At 74.1% G+C, this 17,372-nt stretch carries 17 protein-coding genes and 1 riboswitch; of the genes, 10 read left to right on the top strand and 7 right to left on the bottom strand.

Annotated features, from left to right (window positions below; all coding sequences use genetic code 11):
* The 5 genes from FGF04_RS09550 to FGF04_RS09530 form a co-directional block, all read right to left on the bottom strand.
* A partial coding sequence (locus FGF04_RS09550; RefSeq protein ID WP_149510837.1) for a cupin domain-containing protein occupies positions 1–455 on the bottom strand: 455 nt, incomplete at its 3' end.
* A 130-nt stretch (positions 456–585) separates the two neighbouring features.
* Positions 586–1,128 (bottom strand): DUF1707 SHOCT-like domain-containing protein, encoded by a 543-nt coding sequence (locus tag FGF04_RS09545; protein WP_149510836.1) that lies wholly within the window; start codon positions 1,126–1,128, stop codon positions 586–588.
* 70 nt (positions 1,129–1,198) lie between these two features.
* Positions 1,199–3,514, bottom strand: a complete 2,316-nt coding sequence (gene metE / locus FGF04_RS09540; RefSeq protein WP_149510835.1) for a 5-methyltetrahydropteroyltriglutamate--homocysteine S-methyltransferase — start codon at positions 3,512–3,514, stop codon at positions 1,199–1,201.
* Between the two features lie 165 nt (positions 3,515–3,679).
* A riboswitch (cobalamin riboswitch) is annotated at positions 3,680–3,897 on the bottom strand.
* A gap of 59 nt (positions 3,898–3,956) precedes the next feature.
* Positions 3,957–4,736 carry an SDR family NAD(P)-dependent oxidoreductase gene (locus tag FGF04_RS09535; RefSeq protein ID WP_149510834.1) on the bottom strand — a complete coding sequence of 260 codons (780 nt, stop codon included), beginning with the start codon at positions 4,734–4,736 and terminating at the stop codon, positions 3,957–3,959.
* A 47-nt stretch (positions 4,737–4,783) separates the two neighbouring features.
* On the bottom strand, positions 4,784–4,927 hold the full coding sequence (locus FGF04_RS09530) for a hypothetical protein (RefSeq protein WP_408055599.1): 144 nt from the start codon (positions 4,925–4,927) through the stop codon (positions 4,784–4,786).
* 44 nt (positions 4,928–4,971) lie between these two features.
* Between FGF04_RS09530 and FGF04_RS09525 the strand changes: the two genes are divergently transcribed.
* The 3 genes from FGF04_RS09525 to FGF04_RS09515 all read left to right on the top strand — a co-directional run bounded on the left by FGF04_RS09525 (position 4,972) and on the right by FGF04_RS09515 (position 8,180).
* Positions 4,972–5,703 carry a methyltransferase domain-containing protein gene (locus FGF04_RS09525; RefSeq protein ID WP_149510833.1) on the top strand — a complete coding sequence of 244 codons (732 nt, stop codon included), beginning with the start codon at positions 4,972–4,974 and terminating at the stop codon, positions 5,701–5,703.
* Positions 5,700–7,295, top strand: coding sequence for an FAD-dependent oxidoreductase (locus FGF04_RS09520; protein ID WP_149510832.1), 1,596 nt, complete (start codon positions 5,700–5,702; stop codon positions 7,293–7,295). Before FGF04_RS09525 ends, FGF04_RS09520 begins: the two co-directional genes overlap by 4 nt.
* A gap of 90 nt (positions 7,296–7,385) precedes the next feature.
* Complete coding sequence (locus FGF04_RS09515) at positions 7,386–8,180, top strand: SDR family NAD(P)-dependent oxidoreductase (RefSeq protein WP_149510831.1); 795 nt, start codon at positions 7,386–7,388, stop codon at positions 8,178–8,180.
* A gap of 63 nt (positions 8,181–8,243) precedes the next feature.
* On the opposite strand, the gene FGF04_RS09510 is transcribed toward FGF04_RS09515, so the two are convergent.
* Positions 8,244–9,248 (bottom strand): ion transporter, encoded by a 1,005-nt coding sequence (locus tag FGF04_RS09510; protein WP_149510830.1) that lies wholly within the window; start codon positions 9,246–9,248, stop codon positions 8,244–8,246.
* Between the two features lie 194 nt (positions 9,249–9,442).
* Between FGF04_RS09510 and FGF04_RS09505 the strand changes: the two genes are divergently transcribed.
* Entirely contained in the window at positions 9,443–10,798 is a 1,356-nt protein-coding gene (locus FGF04_RS09505) for a sensor histidine kinase (protein ID WP_235882260.1), read from the top strand.
* Entirely contained in the window at positions 10,795–11,487 is a 693-nt protein-coding gene (locus FGF04_RS09500; protein ID WP_149510829.1) for a response regulator, read from the top strand. The genes FGF04_RS09505 and FGF04_RS09500 overlap by 4 nt, the downstream gene beginning before the upstream one ends.
* 75 nt (positions 11,488–11,562) lie before the next feature.
* On the opposite strand, the gene FGF04_RS09495 is transcribed toward FGF04_RS09500, so the two are convergent.
* Complete coding sequence (locus FGF04_RS09495) at positions 11,563–12,186, bottom strand: flavodoxin family protein (RefSeq protein ID WP_149510828.1); 624 nt, start codon at positions 12,184–12,186, stop codon at positions 11,563–11,565.
* Positions 12,187–12,367: 181 nt separating this feature from the next.
* Here FGF04_RS09495 and FGF04_RS09490 point away from each other — a divergent pair, with 181 nt between their 5' ends.
* The 5 genes from FGF04_RS09490 to FGF04_RS09470 all read left to right on the top strand — a co-directional run bounded on the left by FGF04_RS09490 (position 12,368) and on the right by FGF04_RS09470 (position 17,229).
* A complete protein-coding gene (locus tag FGF04_RS09490) occupies positions 12,368–12,724 on the top strand; it encodes a PRC-barrel domain-containing protein (RefSeq protein ID WP_149510827.1) in 357 nt (118 codons plus the stop codon).
* Between the two features lie 184 nt (positions 12,725–12,908).
* Positions 12,909–13,976 carry an enoyl-CoA hydratase/isomerase family protein gene (locus tag FGF04_RS09485; RefSeq protein WP_149510826.1) on the top strand — a complete coding sequence of 356 codons (1,068 nt, stop codon included), beginning with the start codon at positions 12,909–12,911 and terminating at the stop codon, positions 13,974–13,976.
* 369 nt (positions 13,977–14,345) lie between these two features.
* Positions 14,346–15,140, top strand: coding sequence for a GAF and ANTAR domain-containing protein (locus FGF04_RS09480; RefSeq protein ID WP_149510825.1), 795 nt, complete (start codon positions 14,346–14,348; stop codon positions 15,138–15,140).
* Positions 15,133–15,915 carry a GAF and ANTAR domain-containing protein gene (locus tag FGF04_RS09475; RefSeq protein WP_149510824.1) on the top strand — a complete coding sequence of 261 codons (783 nt, stop codon included), beginning with the start codon at positions 15,133–15,135 and terminating at the stop codon, positions 15,913–15,915. The genes FGF04_RS09480 and FGF04_RS09475 overlap by 8 nt, the downstream gene beginning before the upstream one ends.
* A 228-nt stretch (positions 15,916–16,143) precedes the next feature.
* A complete protein-coding gene (locus FGF04_RS09470; protein WP_149510823.1) occupies positions 16,144–17,229 on the top strand; it encodes a LacI family DNA-binding transcriptional regulator in 1,086 nt (361 codons plus the stop codon).
* Positions 17,230–17,372 lie beyond the last annotated feature (143 nt).

Here is a 17,372-nt window from a genome sequence, read left to right as displayed (position 1 = left end):
CACCCCGGGTTCGGGGCGTCCTCGGAGAAGGGCCACCCCGGGTTCGGGGCGTCCTCGGAGAAGGGCGCGCCGTGCGGCAGGACGTACAGCACGACGAGGACGACCGGGGTGTCACCCAGGTTGCGGCCTATGTGGACGTTGGCGGGACCGGCCGGCTCCTGGATCGTGCTGCCCCGCGGGTACAGGCCGTCCGAGGCGCACGTGGAGTCGAAGTGGCTCAGCGTGCCCTGCTCGACGTACCCGTACAGCGGGCCGTCGTGGTAGTGCCAGCCGGTGGCCTGGCCCGGCGGCACGGTGATCCTGCGCAGGACGTAGTCGGTGCCGCCCACCGTCCGCTGCGTGATCAGGGTGCCGGTGACCCCGGGCCCCGGCGGGGTCGCGTGGGCGGCGCCCCCGGCCAGGACCGTGACGGCGGTGACCGCGCCGGCGATCGAGGTGCGGAGCGAGGTACGCATGGGCAGGTCCTCCGGGCTCGTGGGTCGTACGGACGTCGTACGGCTGTGAACTTAGAGCCGGAGGAGGGGAGTTGGGGCAGGTATTCGAAAACTTCGCCGCATGTCCCGAGGGGCGGCGGGACCCGGCGCCTCAGCGGCGCGCGTGGCGGATCTTCAGCCGGCCCATCCCCATGACGCCCGAGACGCGGACCGTCGGCCCGCCGGGGACGGGATGCCGCGGCGCCCTGTAGCGCACGTCCTTCCACGTGGTGCGCAGGCCGTCGAGGTTGACCACCGCGTCGCGCGGCACCGTGATGGTGGCCCGGCCGGTGCCGAGCGCCAGCTCGATGTCCACCACGGGGTGCTCGACGACCGCCCGGGACAGGTCCAGCCGCACCCGGCCCATCGCCGACTCGACCTTGAGGAACCGCGGGACGCGCCACGCGCCGCGCCGCACGATCCGGCCGCCGAGGGCGCCGATCGTGGACGTGGTGTCCGGCGCCTCCGCCGGGAGCGGGACGAGCGCCGCCGTCAGCTCGCCGTGCGTCCTGGCGGTGAGCACCCGGCCGAGGATGTCGTCCATCTCCTGGTGCGAGATGTGCTCCTCGGCGTACGCCTCCCGCAGGCGCCGCACGGCCCGCTCGCGCTCTTCGTCGCCGACCGGCGGCTGCGGGTGCTTCGGCAGAGAGGTCACGGGGGCACTCTAGTGCCGCTCCGGGGCCGGGAGGGAGGGCGTGCGTCCCCCTCCCGGCCGTCGTACGGGATCAGGCGCCGGCCAACTCCGCCCGGACCGTGCGCGCCGCGGCGACCAGGTTCTCCAGCGACGCCCGCGTCTCGGGCCAGCCGCGGGTCTTCAGGCCGCAGTCGGGGTTGACCCACAGCCGCTCGGCCGGGATGGCCCGCAGGCCGGTGCGCAGGAGGTCCGCGGCCTCCTCGGCGCTCGGGACGCGCGGGGAGTGGATGTCGTAGACGCCCGGCCCGGCCTCGCGCGGATAGGCGTGGGCGGCCAGTTCCCGCGCGACCTGCATGTGCGACCGGGCGGCCTCCAGGCTGATCACGTCCGCGTCGAGGTCGTCGATCGCCCGGACGACGTCGCCGAACTCGGCGTAGCACATGTGGGTGTGGATCTGGGTCTGCGGCCGCACCCCGCTCGTGCTGAGCCGGAACGCCTCGGTCGCCCATGCCAGGTAGGCGGGGCGGTCGGCGGCCCGCAGCGGCAGCGTCTCGCGCAGCGCGGGCTCGTCGACCTGGATGACCGGGGTACCGGCCGCCTCCAGGTCGAGGACCTCGTCGCGCAGGGCGAGGGCGACCTGGCGGGCCGTGTCGCCGAGCGGCTGGTCGTCGCGGACGAAGGACCAGGCGAGCATCGTGACCGGCCCGGTGAGCATGCCCTTGACCGGGCGCTCGCTCAGCGACCGGGCGTACGACGTCCAGCGCACCGTCATCGGCCCGGGGCGGGAGACGTCGCCGGCCAGGACCGGCGGGCGGACGTAGCGGGTGCCGTAGGACTGGACCCAGCCGTGCCGGGTGGCGAGGTAGCCGGTGAGCTGCTCGGCGAAGTACTGGACCATGTCGTTGCGTTCGGGCTCGCCGTGCACCAGGACGTCGATCCCGGCCTTCTCCTGGAAGGAGACGACCTCCCGGATCTCCGCCCTGACGCGCTCCTCGTACCCGGCGGTGCCGATGCGGCCGGCGCGCAGGTCGGCGCGGGCGGTGCGCAGTTCGGCGGTCTGCGGGAACGAGCCGACGGTCGTGGTCGGCAGCAGCGGCAGGCCGAGGTGGGCGCGCTGGGCCGCGGCGCGTTCGGCGTACGGCTGGGAGCGGCGCGTGTCGGCGTCCGTCACGGCCTCGGCGCGGGACCGGACGGCGGGGTCGCGGGTGATCGGCGAGCCGGCGCGGGAGGCGAGGTCGGCGCGGTTGGCGGCGAGTTCGCCGGCGATGGTGCCGGTGCCCCGGGCGAGTCCCTCGGCGAGGGTGACGACCTCGGCGGTCTTCTGCCGCGCGAAGGCCAGCCAGCGCAGGATCTGCGGATCGACGTCCTTCTCGGCGGTCGCGTCGAGCGGCACGTGCAGCAGGGAGCAGGAGGCCGCCACGTCGACGCGGTCGGCGAGCCCGAGGAGCGTGCCGAGGGTGGCCAGCGATTTCTGCAGGTCGTTGATCCAGACGTTGCGTCCGTCGACGACACCGGCGACCAGCCGCTTGCCGGGCAGTCCGCCGGCGGCGGCCAGCGCGTCCAGATTGGCGGCGGCGGGCCCGGTGAAGTCCAGCGCCAGCCCCTCGACCGGTGCCCCGGCCAGGACGGGCAGCGCGTCGCCGAGCCGGTCGAAGTAGGAGGCGACCAGCAGCTGTGGCCGGTCGGTGAGGGCGCCGAGGTCGCGGTAGGCGCGGGCGGTGGCGCCGAGTTCGGCGGGCGTACGGTCCTGCACCAGGGCGGGCTCGTCGAGCTGGACCCATCCGGCGCCCGCCGCGCGCAGCTCGGCGAGGACCTGCGCGTACACGGGCAGCAGCCGGTCGAGGAGGGTCAGCGGGTCGAAGCCGGCGGGCACACCGGGCGCCGGCTTGGCGAGCAGCAGGTAGGTGACGGGCCCGACGAGCACGGGGCGGGCGGTCAGGCCCAGGGCGGCGGCTTCGCGGAACTCCGCGACCTGCTTGGACGAGTCGGCCGCGAAGACGGTGTCGGGGCCCAACTCCGGCACCAGGTAGTGGTAGTTGGTGTCGAACCACTTCGTCATCTCCAGCGGCGCCACGTCCTGGGTGCCGCGCGCCATGGCGAAGTAGCCGGCCAGCGGGTCGGCCGCCACGGCGGCGCGGTGGCGCTCCGGGATCGCGCCCACCATGACGGTGGTGTCCAGCACGTGGTCGTAGTACGAGAAGTCGCCGGTGGGCACCTCGTGGACGCCGGCGTCGGCCAGCTGCAGCCAGTTCGCCCGGCGCAGGCCGGCGGCGGTGGCCCGCAGGGCCGCGGTGTCGACGCGGCCCTTCCAGTGGCCCTCGATCGCCCTCTTCAGCTCCCGGTCCTGTCCCTGGCGGGGGTAGCCGTACACGGTGGCCCGTGCCGCGGCCGCGGACTTCGATGTCACGGAAATCTCCTTCGCGAGATGTTTCCCTGGCATCCCGGGACGGGACGCGAACGCGAAGGAGTGACGAACCGGACGGAGACCGATGCGCGCGCTGCGCGGTGCGGTCGTCCGCCGATGTGTACGCCGACCCGCCCACGAGGTCACCGGGATGTCCGCGCACGAGGGGTCGCGCGCGGGCAACGGGCAGGTCTTCGGACTCGCGGGCACGCCCTCCGACGGAGGACTCCTACTGGCCGTCGCTTCCCGGACCCGGACGGGTCCAGTGCGTATGACGGCGGTCGTTCCCGCTCACCGCTGCGGGGCAGTCCCGGATTCCCACCGGGTTCCCTCTTGCGACGCATCCCGCCTGGCGGACGGGGCGAACCAGCTGCGCGCCCKCCCTATGGGGCGGGGCCCCGCCGTGAGAACTGTTTTTGTCCGCCGGACCGGGCCCGGCCGCGGGTCAGTGCACCGAGAAGCCGCCGTCGACGTACACCGACTGGCCCGTCACGTACGCGGAGGCCGCGCTCGCCAGGAACACCGCCGCGCCCGCGAAGTCCTCCGCCAGGCCGTTGCGGCCGACCATCGTGCGGGCGGCGAGGGCCGCCACCTTCCCGGGGTCGGACGACAGGCGCCGGTTCAGCGGTGTCATCACGAAACCGGGCACCAGGGTGTTGACCGTGACGCCGTACGGCGACCAGGCCTCCGCCTGGGAACGGGCCAGCGACTCCAGCGCACCCTTGGAGACGCCGTAGGCGCCGCTCTGCACGAAGGCCCGGTGGGCCTGCTGCGAGGTGATGTGGATGATCCGCCCGAAACCCCGCTCGGCCATCGCCGGACCGAACCGCTGACCCAGCAGGAAGGGCGCGTCCAGGTTCAGCGCCATGGTGGCGTCCCAGACCTCCTCGTCCAGCTCGTCCATCGGCGGCCGCAGGTTGATCCCGGCGCAGTTGACGAGGATGTCGGGCTCGCCGAAGACCTTGACGGCCCGCTCGGCCGCGTCCCGTACGCCCGCCCGCGTGCCCAGGTCCCCGCCGACCCAGGCGGCCCGGGCGCCGAGGGCGGTCAACTCGTCCKCCGCCGCCGCCAGTTCGGCCTCCTTGCGGGCCACGAGGACGACGGCCGCCCCGGCGCGGGCCAGGGCCTGCGCGATGCCGCGCCCGATGCCGGAACTGCCCCCGGTCACCAGGGCGGTGCGCCCGTCCAGGGAGAACAGTTCCGCGAGGTAGCGCTGCGAGTCCATGACGGCACCCTAAGCGCTGCCCCGTGGCTCCCGGCGGGGGGAGGGGGTCAGCCGAGGACGAGGGGGAGCCGTGCGGCGAGGTCGCCCAGGGCGGTCCGTTCGGCGGTGGTCGCCGGGCGGCGGCCGGTGCCGATCAGCAGGGCGTCCTTGTCCGAGAACGCGGCGGGGAACGGCGCCCCGGCGACACCCAACCCGCCACCAGCCCCGACCCGTCAGTCCTGACCGAGGAGACCGTATGACCCTGCTGCGCGACGAGGACCTGGCCGCCGCGTTCGACCACGCCTCTCGCAGCTACGACACGCTGGTGGCCGCCAACCCCGGCTACCACGCCCACCTCCGCCGCTCGGTGCGCCGGCTGGGCCTGGCCGACGGCGGCGCCGGCCTGCGCGTGCTGGACCTCGGATGCGGCACCGGCGCCTCGACGGCCGCGCTGGCCGCCGTCCTGCCCGGCGCCGAGATCACCGCGGTCGACGCCTCCGCGGGCATGCTGGAGCGCGCGGCGGCCAAACCGTGGCGGGACGGGGTGACCTTCGTGCAGGCCCCCGCCGAACGCCTGGCGGAAGCGGGCGTGCGGGGCCCCTTCGACGCGGTGTTCGCCGCGTACCTCTTCCGTAACGTCGCCGACCCCGACGCGGTGCTCTCCTCCGTGCGCGAGGCCCTGGCGCCGGAGGGACGGCTGGCGGTGCACGAGTACACCCTCAGCGGACGGCCCGCCCACCGCGCGGTGTGGACGGGCGTGTGCCGGGGCCTCGTCCTGCCCGTCGCGAGCGCCCTCGGCGACGGCACGCTCTACCGCCATCTGTGGCGCAGCGTCGTGGAGTTCGACACGGCCGGCGACTTCGCCGCCCGGGTCCGCGCCGCGGGCTTCGGGCACGTACGGGTACTGCCCCTGCCCGGCTGGCAGACCGGCATCACCCACACCTTCGTCGCCCGCCGCCCGGGCCCCGGGGCGGAGGCCGGCCGATGAGCGCACCGCACCGGCCGGCGACCGTCCCCCGGCGCCCGGCCGCCGAGCCCCGGCACCCGGACCCCGCCCGGCGCGGCAGGGACCGGCGCGCCCGCACGATCCTCCCGGCCCCGGGCGCGCCGCGCTTCACCGGCGACCGCCCCATGACGACCGCCGTCGTGGGCGGCGGCATCGCCGGTCTCGCGGCCGCCACGGCGCTGGCCGAACGGGGCGTACGGGTCACGCTCTACGAACGCGAACCCACCCTCGGCGGACGGCTGGCCGGCTGGCGGACGACCCTCTCCGACGGCAGCGACGTGACGATGAGCCGCGGCTTCCACGCGTTCTTCCGCCAGTACTACAACCTGCGCGGACTGCTGCGGCGCACCGATCCGGGACTGGAGCGTCTGCGCGGCCTGCCCGACTATCCGCTGCGGCACGGCAGCGGTCTGCACGACAGCTTCCGGCACGTGCCGCGCACCCCGCCCTGGAGCGCCCTCGGGTTCGTCGCCCTGAGCCCCACCTTCGGACTGCGGGACCTGGTGCGGATGAACCCGGTCGCCGCGCTGCCCCTCCTGGACGTCCGCGTCCCCAGGGTGTACGAGCGGCTCGACGGCGTCAGCGCCCACGACTTCCTGGAGTCGATCCGTTTCCCGGAGGCGGCCCACCACCTCGCGTTCGAAGTGTTCTCCCGGAGCTTCTTCGCCGACCCCCGCCGGCTGTCCGCGGCGGAGATGGTGCTGATGTTCCACATCTACTTCCTCGGCTCCTCCGAAGGACTGCTCTTCGACGTGCCCGACGAGCCCTTTCCCACCGCCCTGTGGGAACCGCTCGCCGGCTATCTGGAGGGCCACGGCGTCGAGCTGCGCACCGGCACCTCCGTCGAGACGGTCGACCCCACCCCGGACGGCGGCTTCCACGTCGCCACCGACACGGACGAACGCCGCCACGACACCGTCGTCCTGGCCCTGGACACGGGCGGCCTCGGCGGCCTCGTCGCGCGCTCCCCGCTGCTGGGCGACGCCGCGTGGCGCGAGCGGACGGCCCGGCTGCGCACCGCACCGCCGTTCCTCGTCTCCCGGCTCTGGCTGGACCGCCCCGTCGCGGCCGACCGGCCCGGCTTCCTCGGCACCAGCGGGTACGGGTCCCTCGACAACGTCAGTGTGCTGGACCGCTGGGAGGGGGAGGCGGCGCGCTGGGCCTTCCGCACCGGCGGCTCCGTCGTGGAACTGCACGCCTACGCCCTGCCCGACGGCGCGGACCGCGCCGTGGAGCAGAAGCGCCTGGTGGAGCAGCTGCACCAGGTGTACCCGGAGACGCGCGCGGCGAAGGTCGTCGACGAACGGCACGAATGGCGGTCCGACTGCCCGCTGTTCCCGGTCGGCGGATATGCCGACCGGCCCACCGTCCGCACCCCCGATCCCGGCCTGGTGGTGGCCGGCGACCTGGTCCGCACGGAGCTGCCGGTGGCGCTCATGGAACGCGCCGCCACCAGCGGTTTCCTCGCGGCCAACGCGCTGCTGGAGCGGTGGGGCGTCACGGGCCAGACCCTGTGGACCGTCCCCGACCGCGGGCGCGGCGCGGTGCTGCGCGGTCTCGCGCGGCTCGGGTGACACCGCGGTCGAACGGGTACACGGTTGACTCATGTGGGTCAGGTGACTCATGACGGAGACCGCGGGGGACGCACAGGAGAGGGCGTTGGGATGCGTATCGATCTGACGGGCCGCACGGCACTGGTCACCGGCTCCACCCAGGGCATCGGGGCGGCGATCGCCACCGGTCTGGCCGAGGCCGGCGCCCGTGTCGCCGTCAACGGCCGCGACGCCGGGCGCACCGAGGAGAGCGCCGCCGCACTCGCGAAGCGGGTGCCCGGCGCGGACGTGGTGCCCGTGGCGGCGGACGTGACCACCGAGGAGGGCGCGGCGCGGGTCCTGGACGCCCTGCCGCGGGTGGACATCCTCGTCAACAACCTCGGGATCTTCGGGTCGGCGGACCCGCTGGAGATCACCGACGAGGAATGGCGCCGCTACTTCGACGTCAACGTCCTGGCCGCCGTGCGCCTGATCCGTACGTACCTGCCGGGCATGACGGAACGGGGCTGGGGGCGCGTCCAGAACATCGCCAGCGACTCGGCCGTCGTGATCCCCGCGGAGATGATCCACTACGGCATGTCGAAGACCGCCCTGCTCGCGGTGGGCCGGGGCTTCGCGAAGCAGGCGGCGGGCACGGGCGTCACGGTCAACTCCGTCATCGCGGGCCCCACCCACACCGGCGGCGTCGAGGACTTCGTGTACGGGCTCGTCGACCGTGACCTGCCGTGGGACGAGGCCCAGCGCGTGTTCATGCGGGAGCACCGGCCGCAGTCGCTGCTCCAGCGGCTGATCGAACCGGAGGAGATCGCCCACATGGTCGTCTACCTCAGCTCCGACCAGGCGTCCGCCACCACCGGGGGCGCGCTGCGGGTCGACGGCGGGTACGTCGACTCCATCCTGCCGTGACACGCGCACGCCCGGACGAGCACCTCGCGCCCGTACGGAACGCCCGGGGCCCGTGCGGAACGCCTAGGGGAGCCCGGCGGGGGTCCGGTCGGCCCGGTCGGTGACGGCGGACCGCTCGGGTCCCGCGCCCGGGGCCGGGACCGGGGGCAGACACTGCTCCAGGTCGTCCAGCGCCCGCCGGGCGGCGAGGATGCGCTCGCGCACCAGCCGGGGGTCCGCCACCGCGTCCGCCGGCTGCGGCGGCGCGCCGGACGGCTCCCGCGGCGCGCCCTGCGCGTCGGCCCGCGCCTCCACTTCTGCCTCTGCTTCCGCCTCCATGTCCCGCGCCTCGTCGAGCGAGGTGATGACCACGCCGATCAGGACGTTGACCAGGACGAACGAGGCGAGCAGGACGTAGGAGGCGTAGTAGAGGATGCTCCAGCGGGAGACCTCCAGGCCCGCGCGGACCGCGTCGCCGATGCCGTCCAGGGTCATCAGGAGAAAGAGGGTGAGCACCGCGCGGCCGATGGAGCCGTAGTGCTCGGGGTCGTGCCGGGCGAAGAAGACCCAGCCGACCATCGCGAAGACGTACAGCAGCAGGGCGCCCACCAGCAGGAAGCTGAGCGTGCCCGGCAGGCTGCGCCCCACCGCCACCAGCACGATCCTGAGCTGGGGCAGGAAACGCGCAGTGCGCAGGACGCGGGCGAGCCGCAGCAGCCGCAGCACGGTGGTGTTCTCGCGGACGACGGGCAGGAACGTGCTCAGGACGACGGCGAGGTCGAAGAGGTTCCACGGGTCGCGGAAGAAGTCCTTCGGGCGGTCGGCGTGGGCGGCCAGGCGCAGGAGGATCTCGACCGTGAAGGCGGCCACGCAGAGGTGCTCGGCGAGGCGTAACCAGCGGTGCCAGTCCTCGACCATCCCCGTGTACGTCTCGACGCCGAGCAGGGCCGCGTTGGTGAGGATGAGGACGAAGACGGTGACGGCGAACCACCGCGCCTCGGTGACGGTCCGGGCGCGGCGCGCCACGGCTGCCCGGACCGGCGGGACCGGTGTCGGATCCGGTGCGGCCCGGTCGTCGTGCTCTGCCATCGTGCCTCTCCTGCTCGCTCGCTCGACGCACCGGTCCCGGCCGGTGCGGCCGGGACGCGGAGTCGTCGGACGATCATGCTCCAGGAGAAGCTTCTACAGCAATGTAGACCGCGTGGCGCCGACCGGATCCGGTCAGGCGGCGGTGCGTCCGAGCTGACGGCTGCGCCCCGATCGCGAGGCGCTAGTCTCTGCCTGTGCTCGGTTCGGCGGGATCCATCTGGCAGACGAACGCGCGTGCTCTCGTCGCGCGTTGGGGTGCGCTGGACGTGGTCCGGCGCGACGCGGTGGGCACCGTCCTGCTCGCCCCGGTGGTGTTCGCGCCGGTGACGGCTCCGCTCGGCGCGCAGTTCGGCGACCTGGCGGAACGCCCGGCGGGCCTGCCGGGAGCGCTGGTGACGGCGGCCCTCTGGTTCCCGCTGGTGGTGCGGCGGCGGTTTCCCGCGGTGTGCCTCGCGCTGGTGGCGGGCGCGTTCGCGGTCCACGAACTGGCCGGCTACCCGCAGACCTGCGCCAGCATGGGCCTGTACGTCGCGCTCTACAGCATGGGCGCCCACAGCAGGCGGACCGACCGGGCGCGCCGGGTGACGGGGGTCGCCGCCGCGACCGCGTTCTACGCGCTCTTCGCCCTCGGGCTGCACGGCAGGGGTTCGCCCCAGCGCGTGCCCGACTTCGCCATCATCTACACGGCGCTGGTGGGGTGCTGGGCCATGGGCACGGTCGTACGGGCCCGCCAGGACGGGGAGGCGGAGCGGCGGCGGATCGGGGTGGAGGCCGCGACGGCGCGTGAACGGGCGCGTATCGCGCGGGAGTTGCACGACGTGGTGACCCACCACGTCACCGCCATGGTCGTCCAGGCGGACGCCGCCCAGTTCCTGCTCGCCGACGCGCCCGAGCGGGTCGAGGCGGGCCTCGGCGCGATCAGCGACTCCGGACGGCACGCCCTGACGGATCTGCAGCACCTGCTGGGCGTGCTGAAGGCGTCCGGAGGCACGTCCGGCGACCCCCTGTCCGACGGCGCGGCGTCCGGCGGCGCGGCGTCCGGCGGGCCGCGCACCGGGTCGTCCGCCGCCGTCTCCGACCCTGCGCCGACGGTGGGCGAGGTGAGCGACCTGGTCGAGCAGACGCGGACGGCCGGTCAGCCCGTGGAACTCACGGAACGGGGGGAGGTGCCGCCGGCGGCCTCGGCGGTACGGCTGGCCGCGTACCGCGTGGTCCAGGAGGCACTGACCAACGCGCTCAAGCACGCACCGGGCCACCGGACACGCGTCGAGGTCCACTACGGCCGTCACGAGGTGGAGGTCGAGGTCACCACCGGAGCGGCACCCGTCGCCGCGGGGGTCCGCGGGCCGAGGCCGCTGGGACGGGGCGGCGGGCACGGGCTGATCGGGCTGCGCGAGCGGGTGGGCGTGTTCGGCGGCGAACTGTCGGCCGGAAAGCTCCCGGACGGCGGCTTCGGCGTGCGCGCCCGCATACCGACCGGGACCGGGCCGACCGGGACCGCACCGACCGGGCCGACCGAGTCGGCCGCACCGACCGGAGGGCCCGAGTGACCGCCGCCGGCTCCGCGCCGCCGATCCGGGTCCTCGTCTGCGACGACCAGGAACTCGTACGGGCCGGCTACGTCACCATCTTCGACGCCCAGCCGGACATCGAGGTCGTGGGGGAGGCCGGGGACGGGCGCACGGCCGTGGAGACCGCCCGACGGCTGCGCCCGGACGTCGTGGTGATGGACATCCGCATGCCCCTGCTGGACGGCATCGAGGCGACCCGGCTGCTCGCCGGACCCGATGTCGTCGCCCCCATGAAGGTGCTGGTGGTCACCACCTTCAACCTCGACGAGTACGTGTACGAGGCACTGCGCGCCGGCGCCAGCGGTTTCCTGCTCAAGGACTCGAAGCCGCGCGACCTGGTGGACGGCGTCCGGACGGTCGACGCGGGGGAGTCCCTGCTGGCACCGGCGGTCACCCGGCAGCTCGTCGGCAGGTTCGCCGACCGGATCCAGCGCCCTCGGCGCCACCCCGGGGCGCAGGCGCTGTCCGCGCTGGCGCCCCGCGAGACCGAGGTGCTGAGACTGATCGCCGAAGGGCTGTCGAACACCGAGATCGCGGAGCGGATGGTCATCAGCCGCGAGACCGTCAAGACGTACGTGTCGCGCATCCTGACCAAGCTCGACCTGCGCGACCGCGTCCAGGCCGTCGTCCTGGCCCACCGGGTGGGACTGGTGGGCACGCAGGACTGAGGGCGCGACGGCGAACAGGACGCGCGGGCGAACAGGGCGCGCGGGCGAACGGGGACAGGGCGCGCGGGGCGCCGGTCAGCTGGGCGGGTACGGGGCGCCCTTGAGCAGCCGGGCGAGGTGGGCCGTGTTGGCCGCCAGGGTGGCCGTCGTCGCCGAGGTGGCCTCGGGGGTCTCGTCGAGGTCCTGGTAGTCGACGCCCTTCATGGCTTCCCCGACCCAGTAGGTGACCGCGTTCGGGGCGAGCGAGAAGCCCACGTCGTTGAGTCCCTGGAACAGGTCGGAGCTGACCTTGTGGGCGCCGTCCTCGTTGCCGACGACGCACACCGCGGCGGCCTTCCCGAAGGTCAGCATCCGCCCCTCGTCGTCCGTCTCGGAGATCTCGGCGTCGAGCCGCTCCAGGACCCGCTGGGCGACGCTGGAGGGATGGCCCAGCCAGATCGGGGTGGACAGGACCAGGATGTCGGCGGCCATGATCTTCTCGCGGATGCCCGGCCACGCGTCGCCGTCGCCCATGTCCTTCTCCACCCCGGGCCTGACGTCGTGGTCCGCGACCCGGATCACCTCGCCGGTGACGCCGTGCTTCCCGAGCGCCGTCATGGTCTGCTCGGCCAGCAGGTGCGAGCTGGACGGGGCGGGCGAGGGGGACAGGGTGCAGACGAGGGCGACTGCCCGCAGCGGGGCTGTTTCGGTGAGGGTCATGGCCCCCGGGGTACCCCGCGAGCCGTTTTCTACCCGGGACCGGCGACCGGCGTGCGGTGACCGGCATGCGGCGACCGGCGTGCGGTGACCGGTGCAGGGCGACGGGCGTGTGTGGACGCGGGACGGCAGGGCAGGCGGTGGTCCGTAGGTCGGGATGTCTGCACCGAGGAGTGGGATCAGCGTGACGGAGAGTGTCTGGGGTTACCGGCCGGCGGCGACCCGCCCGGCGGACGTCGATCTCACGGGCTACCGGGTCGAGGCCACGGACGGCAGCATCGGCAAGGTCGACAAGCACTCCGACGAGGTGGACGACGCCTACCTGGTGGTGGACACCGGTACGTGGATCTTCGGCAAGGAGGTCCTGCTTCCGGCGGGCACCATCCTCGCCGTGGACACGCAGGAGCGGCGGATCATCGTCGACCGCACCAAGCAGGAGATCAAGGACGCCCCCGAGTTCGACCGGCACCAGCACCTGGGCGACCCGGGCTACCGCGAGGAGTTCGGCAGCTACTACGGCGGCGACAGCGGACACGTCTGACCGCGCTTCCCGCCGGGCAGGGCCGGGTCGGGTCGGTCCGGTCCGGCCCTGCCCCGCGGGCCCGCGCACCCGGGCCACGGACCGTGCTGAGAAGATCGTCCGTGACGTACGAGTCCGGCGACCCGGAAGGAACCGACGAGATCATGCGCGTCGAAGCGGCCCACGGCACGGTAAGGGTTCCGGGATGACCGGCGCCGAGGCACCCGTCCTGCTGCGCACCGCCGGCCGGGCCGCCCACCTGGTGCTCAACCGCCCGAAGGTCATCAACGCCCTCGACCACGCCATGGTGCGCCGCATCGACGAGGCGCTGACCGCGTGGGAGGACGACCCGGCCGTCGGGACCGTCGTCCTCACCGGTGCGGGGGAGCGCGGTCTGTGCGCGGGCGGCGACATCCGGGCCGTGCACGACGACGCCCGCGACGGCGACGGCACGGCCTCGGCCGCGTTCTGGCGCGACGAGTACCGCCTCAACGCGCGCATCGCCCACTACCCCAAGCCCTACGTCGCCGTCATGGACGGCATCGTCATGGGCGGCGGGGTCGGCGTCTCGGCGCACGGCAGCGTCCGGGTCGTCACCGAGCGGTCGAGGATCGCCATGCCGGAGACCGGCATCGGCTTCGTGCCGGACGTCGGCGGTACGCATCTGCTCGCGCGGGCGCCGGGCGAGCTGGGCACCCACCTCGCCCTGACGGGGGCGCACATCGGCGCCGGGGACGCCCTCCTGTGCGGGCTCGCCGACCACTACGTACCGTCCGCGTCGCTTCCGCGCTTCGTGGCCGACCTCGCCGCCCTGCCCGTACGGGAGGCGCTTGACCGCCACGCGGAGCCCCCGCCGCACGGTGAGCTGGCCGGGCGGCGGGAGTGGATCGACTCCTGCTTCGCCGCCGGCACGGTCGAGGAGATCGTCCGGCGGCTGTCGGCGCACGGCGACCCGGCCGCGAAGGAGACGGCGGAGACCCTGCTCGCCAAGTCGCCCACCGCGCTGAAGGTGACGCTCGCCGCCGTACGGCGCGCCCGGCGGCTCGGCTCGCTGGAACGGGCGCTGGAGCAGGAGTACCGCGTCTCGTGCGCGGCCCTGGCCACGCCCGACCTGGTCGAGGGCATCCGGGCCCAGGTCGTCGACAAGGACCGCACCCCGCGCTGGTCACCGGCCACCCTCGCCGAGGTCACCGACGCCGACGTGGAACGTTTCTTCGCACCGCTCGGCGAGCGTGAGCTCGGACTGGGGCCTGGGCCGGGGCCGGGGCGCTGACTCGGACCCGCCTGAGGCGGGAGCCGCGGTCGCCGGACCCGTGAGCCGTTTCCCTCGGGCCGACAGGGGGACTTGACCACGGCGGGCGGCCCGGGGACGCGGTGATCCGGTGTCCGGGGCGCAGGGCGAAACGACGAGTCGAGGCTGGTGACCTATGCGACGACCCCGCCGGTGGTGGCGCAGGACGACCGCGCCCGGGCGCGGTCGTCAGGACCGCGGCCGTCGCGCCCCGGTGACGGGGCCGGTACCGGGGCCGGCCGCCTCCGTACGTACGGCCGAGACCGCTCCACCGGTGCCTGACGACCGGAGGCCCAGCGATGAGGCAAGATCGCACTCGTACACCGGTTGCCGCACGGGGAGGTGAGGAGCATGTCCTGGTGGGAACCGGGTGCCGAGGGCGCGGAGGACGCCGAAGGGGTCCAGGACGCGGAGCGGCAGACCCAGCTCCTGCGGACCCGCATCACGCGCAGGCTGATCGATGCGGTCCGGGACGTGCCTCCCGCGTCCGTGCCCCAGGCGCTGTGCCGGGCGTGCGTGTCCCTCCTGCCGGACGTCTCGGGGCTGTCCCTGTCGGTCCTGGGACGCAAGGCGGGCATGGGCGTCGTGCTGTTCGCCTCCGACGGGATGGCCGCTCAGCTCGCGGAGATCCAGTACACGCTGGGCGAGGGGCCGTGCACGGATGCCGTCCGGCTGCGGGCGCCGGTGTTCGCGTCCGATCTGACCCGTGCCCCGGACGCCCTCCGCTGGCCCTTGTTCTGCGTCCAGGCCGCCAGAGCGGGTGCCGAGGCCGTCTTCTCGGTGCCGCTGACCGCCGGTGCGAGCGTTCTGGGAACCCTGGACCTGTACCAGGGGACGCCCGGTCCGCTCGACGACGAGCAGGTGCCGACGGCGCTGCTGGTCGCCGATGCCCTGAGCCTGGCCGTCACGGCCCTCGATCGTACCCGTAACGTGTCAGGTTCCGATGGGGTCGTCACATGGTTGAAGGGAGCAGAATCCGACCGGGTGGAAATCCACCAGGCCACCGGCGTGATCATGGTGCACCTGGGGGTGGATGCCGAGGAAGCCCTGTTGAGGCTGCGGGCGAGGGCCTTCGCGCAGGGCACCACGTCACTCGACGTCGCGCGGTCCATCATCGACGGCAGCCTGGACATCCGCCATGAGTGAGCACCTGAGCAGGTACGACGACACCGCCGGGGAGGCGAGCATGAACCGCGAGCGCGAGCTGGCGAAGGCTTTCGTCGACCTGACGGACACCTATGCACCGGACTTCGATCCGTTGCGTCTGTTCGACCGGCTCGTGCACGCCTGCCGCACCCTCCTGGACGTCGACGCGGTGGCGGTGATGATCGCCGACGCCCGCGGGACGCTGAGGACGATGGCGGCCACCGAGGACGGGGCCGCGTTCGTGGAGCTGATGCAGATGCAGACGGGGCGCGGCCCCTGCATGGACTGCTACCGCACCGGCCGGGGCGCCGCCATCGCCGACATCCGGGCCGAGAGCGAGCGCTGGCCCGAGCTCGCCGAGGCCATGGCCGAGGCCGGATACCGGTCCCTGCGCACGGTGCCGGTACGTCTGCACGAGCGCGTGCTGGGCGCGCTGACCCTGCTCACCACCCGCACCGGGGACCTCACGGGTGCCGATGTGCACCTCGCCCAGGCCCTGGCCGACTCCGCCGCGCTGGGGCTGATGCACTGGTCGGCCGAGCCCCGGCGGGACGACGTGGTCACGCGCGTGCAGGGCGCCATGGCAGCCAAGACCCTCCTGGAGATCGCCAAGGGCATCATCGCCGCCCACCACCGGGTGCCGATGAGCACGGCAGGACGCCTGCTGGCCGACTACGCCGACCGCCACCGGGTCAGTCTCATCATGACCGCCCAGGCCCTGGTCGAACACGACATGGAACCCGCCGACATCTGCGAAGGGGCCGTGGACGTCTGACGCGCCGCCACCGCCGCAAGGGGTCCTCGCGCGCCACGTCCGTCCCGCAGCCGGTTGCCTCACCGGCCTGCCCCGACCTAGGGTGAATGCGCTTTCATCCACAGACGCGCGGCAGACACGCAGCGGGCACGGAGCAGGAGCACGGCAGGCGCACGGCAGATGTGCGGCAGACATGCGGCAGACGTGCCGCACGGAGACGGGGGCCCGACCCATGAACGGCACCGCATCGTGAACGCGAACCCCACGGTGTACGACGTGGCCGAACGTTCCGGAGTGTCCATCGCCACGGTGTCCAGGGTGTACCGCAGCCCCGACTCCGTACGCGCCGCCACCCGCGAACGGGTCCTGGCGGCGGCGAACGAGCTCGGATACGTGCCGAGCGGCAGCGCCCGCGGTCTCGCGAGCCGCTCCACCGGCGTCCTCGGCCTCTGCTTCCCGGACTACTCCGACCCGGACGCGGTCGGCGCCGAGGACGACGACGCCGCGATGCTCTACTCGGACCAGATCATCCGGGGCATGGAACGGGCGGCCCGCCGCCACGGGTACGCACTGCTGATCGCCGCCTCGCTCGAAGGGGGCCCCGAGAACCTCGTGGCCCAGGTCGCCGGCCGGGTGGACGGCTTCGCCGTGATGGCCCGCACCGTGCCGACCGAGGAGCTCGAGGCGATCTCCCGCCGCCGGCCCGTGGTGATGCTGGCGGGCCCCCGCGCGCAGGACCCCTCGCTCGACCACCTGGACCACGTCGAGGTCGCCAACGAGGACGGGCAGTACGAGCTGACCCGGCACCTGGTGCGGGACCACGGGCTGCGCCGCCTCGCCTACGTCGGACTCCTGGACGACTCCCCGGACGTGGAGGCGCGGTTCCGCGGCTTCCGCCGGGCCTGTCTGGAGGCCGGAGTCGAGCCCGCCGCCGAACCGGCCCTGCGCATGCCGATGATGACCCGCGCCGAGGGCGCCCGCGCCGCCGGCCTGCTGTGCGAGGGGGGCGGCGACCGGCCCGAGGCGTTCGTGTTCGCCAACGACCAGATGGCGGTGGGAGCGCTCCAGGCCCTCGAAGGGCTGGGCCTGCGGGTGCCCGACGACGTCGTGGTGACCGGCTTCGACGGCATCCCGCTGAGCCGCCTGGTACGCCCCGCCCTGACCACCGTGCGCCAGCCGATGGTGCGCATGGGCGAGGAGGCCGTCGACCTGCTCGTACGGCGCCTGAGCGGACGCCCGCCCGAGGAGCCCGTCTCCCTGGTGCTGCCGGTGGGCGTGGTCCGCAGGGCGAGCTGCGGCTGCGACGAGCCGCAGGGCCGGCCGACGACGGCTTGAGCGCTCGCCCCGCCCGGGGCCACCGCCTTCCTGCCTGCGATTCACCGAATGGACCCGTGCCCGGGCTAGGGCCGACCCCTGCCCGGGTGCGGGCCGACCCGTACCCAGGTGCGGGCCGAGCCCCCTTGCCCGCACCCTCCCGT

Source organism: Streptomyces apricus, from assembly GCF_008369065.1.
In the GTDB taxonomy this organism is placed as follows: domain Bacteria; phylum Actinomycetota; class Actinomycetes; order Streptomycetales; family Streptomycetaceae; genus Streptomyces; species Streptomyces apricus.
This window is presented reverse-complemented; position numbering and strand designations above follow the sequence as displayed.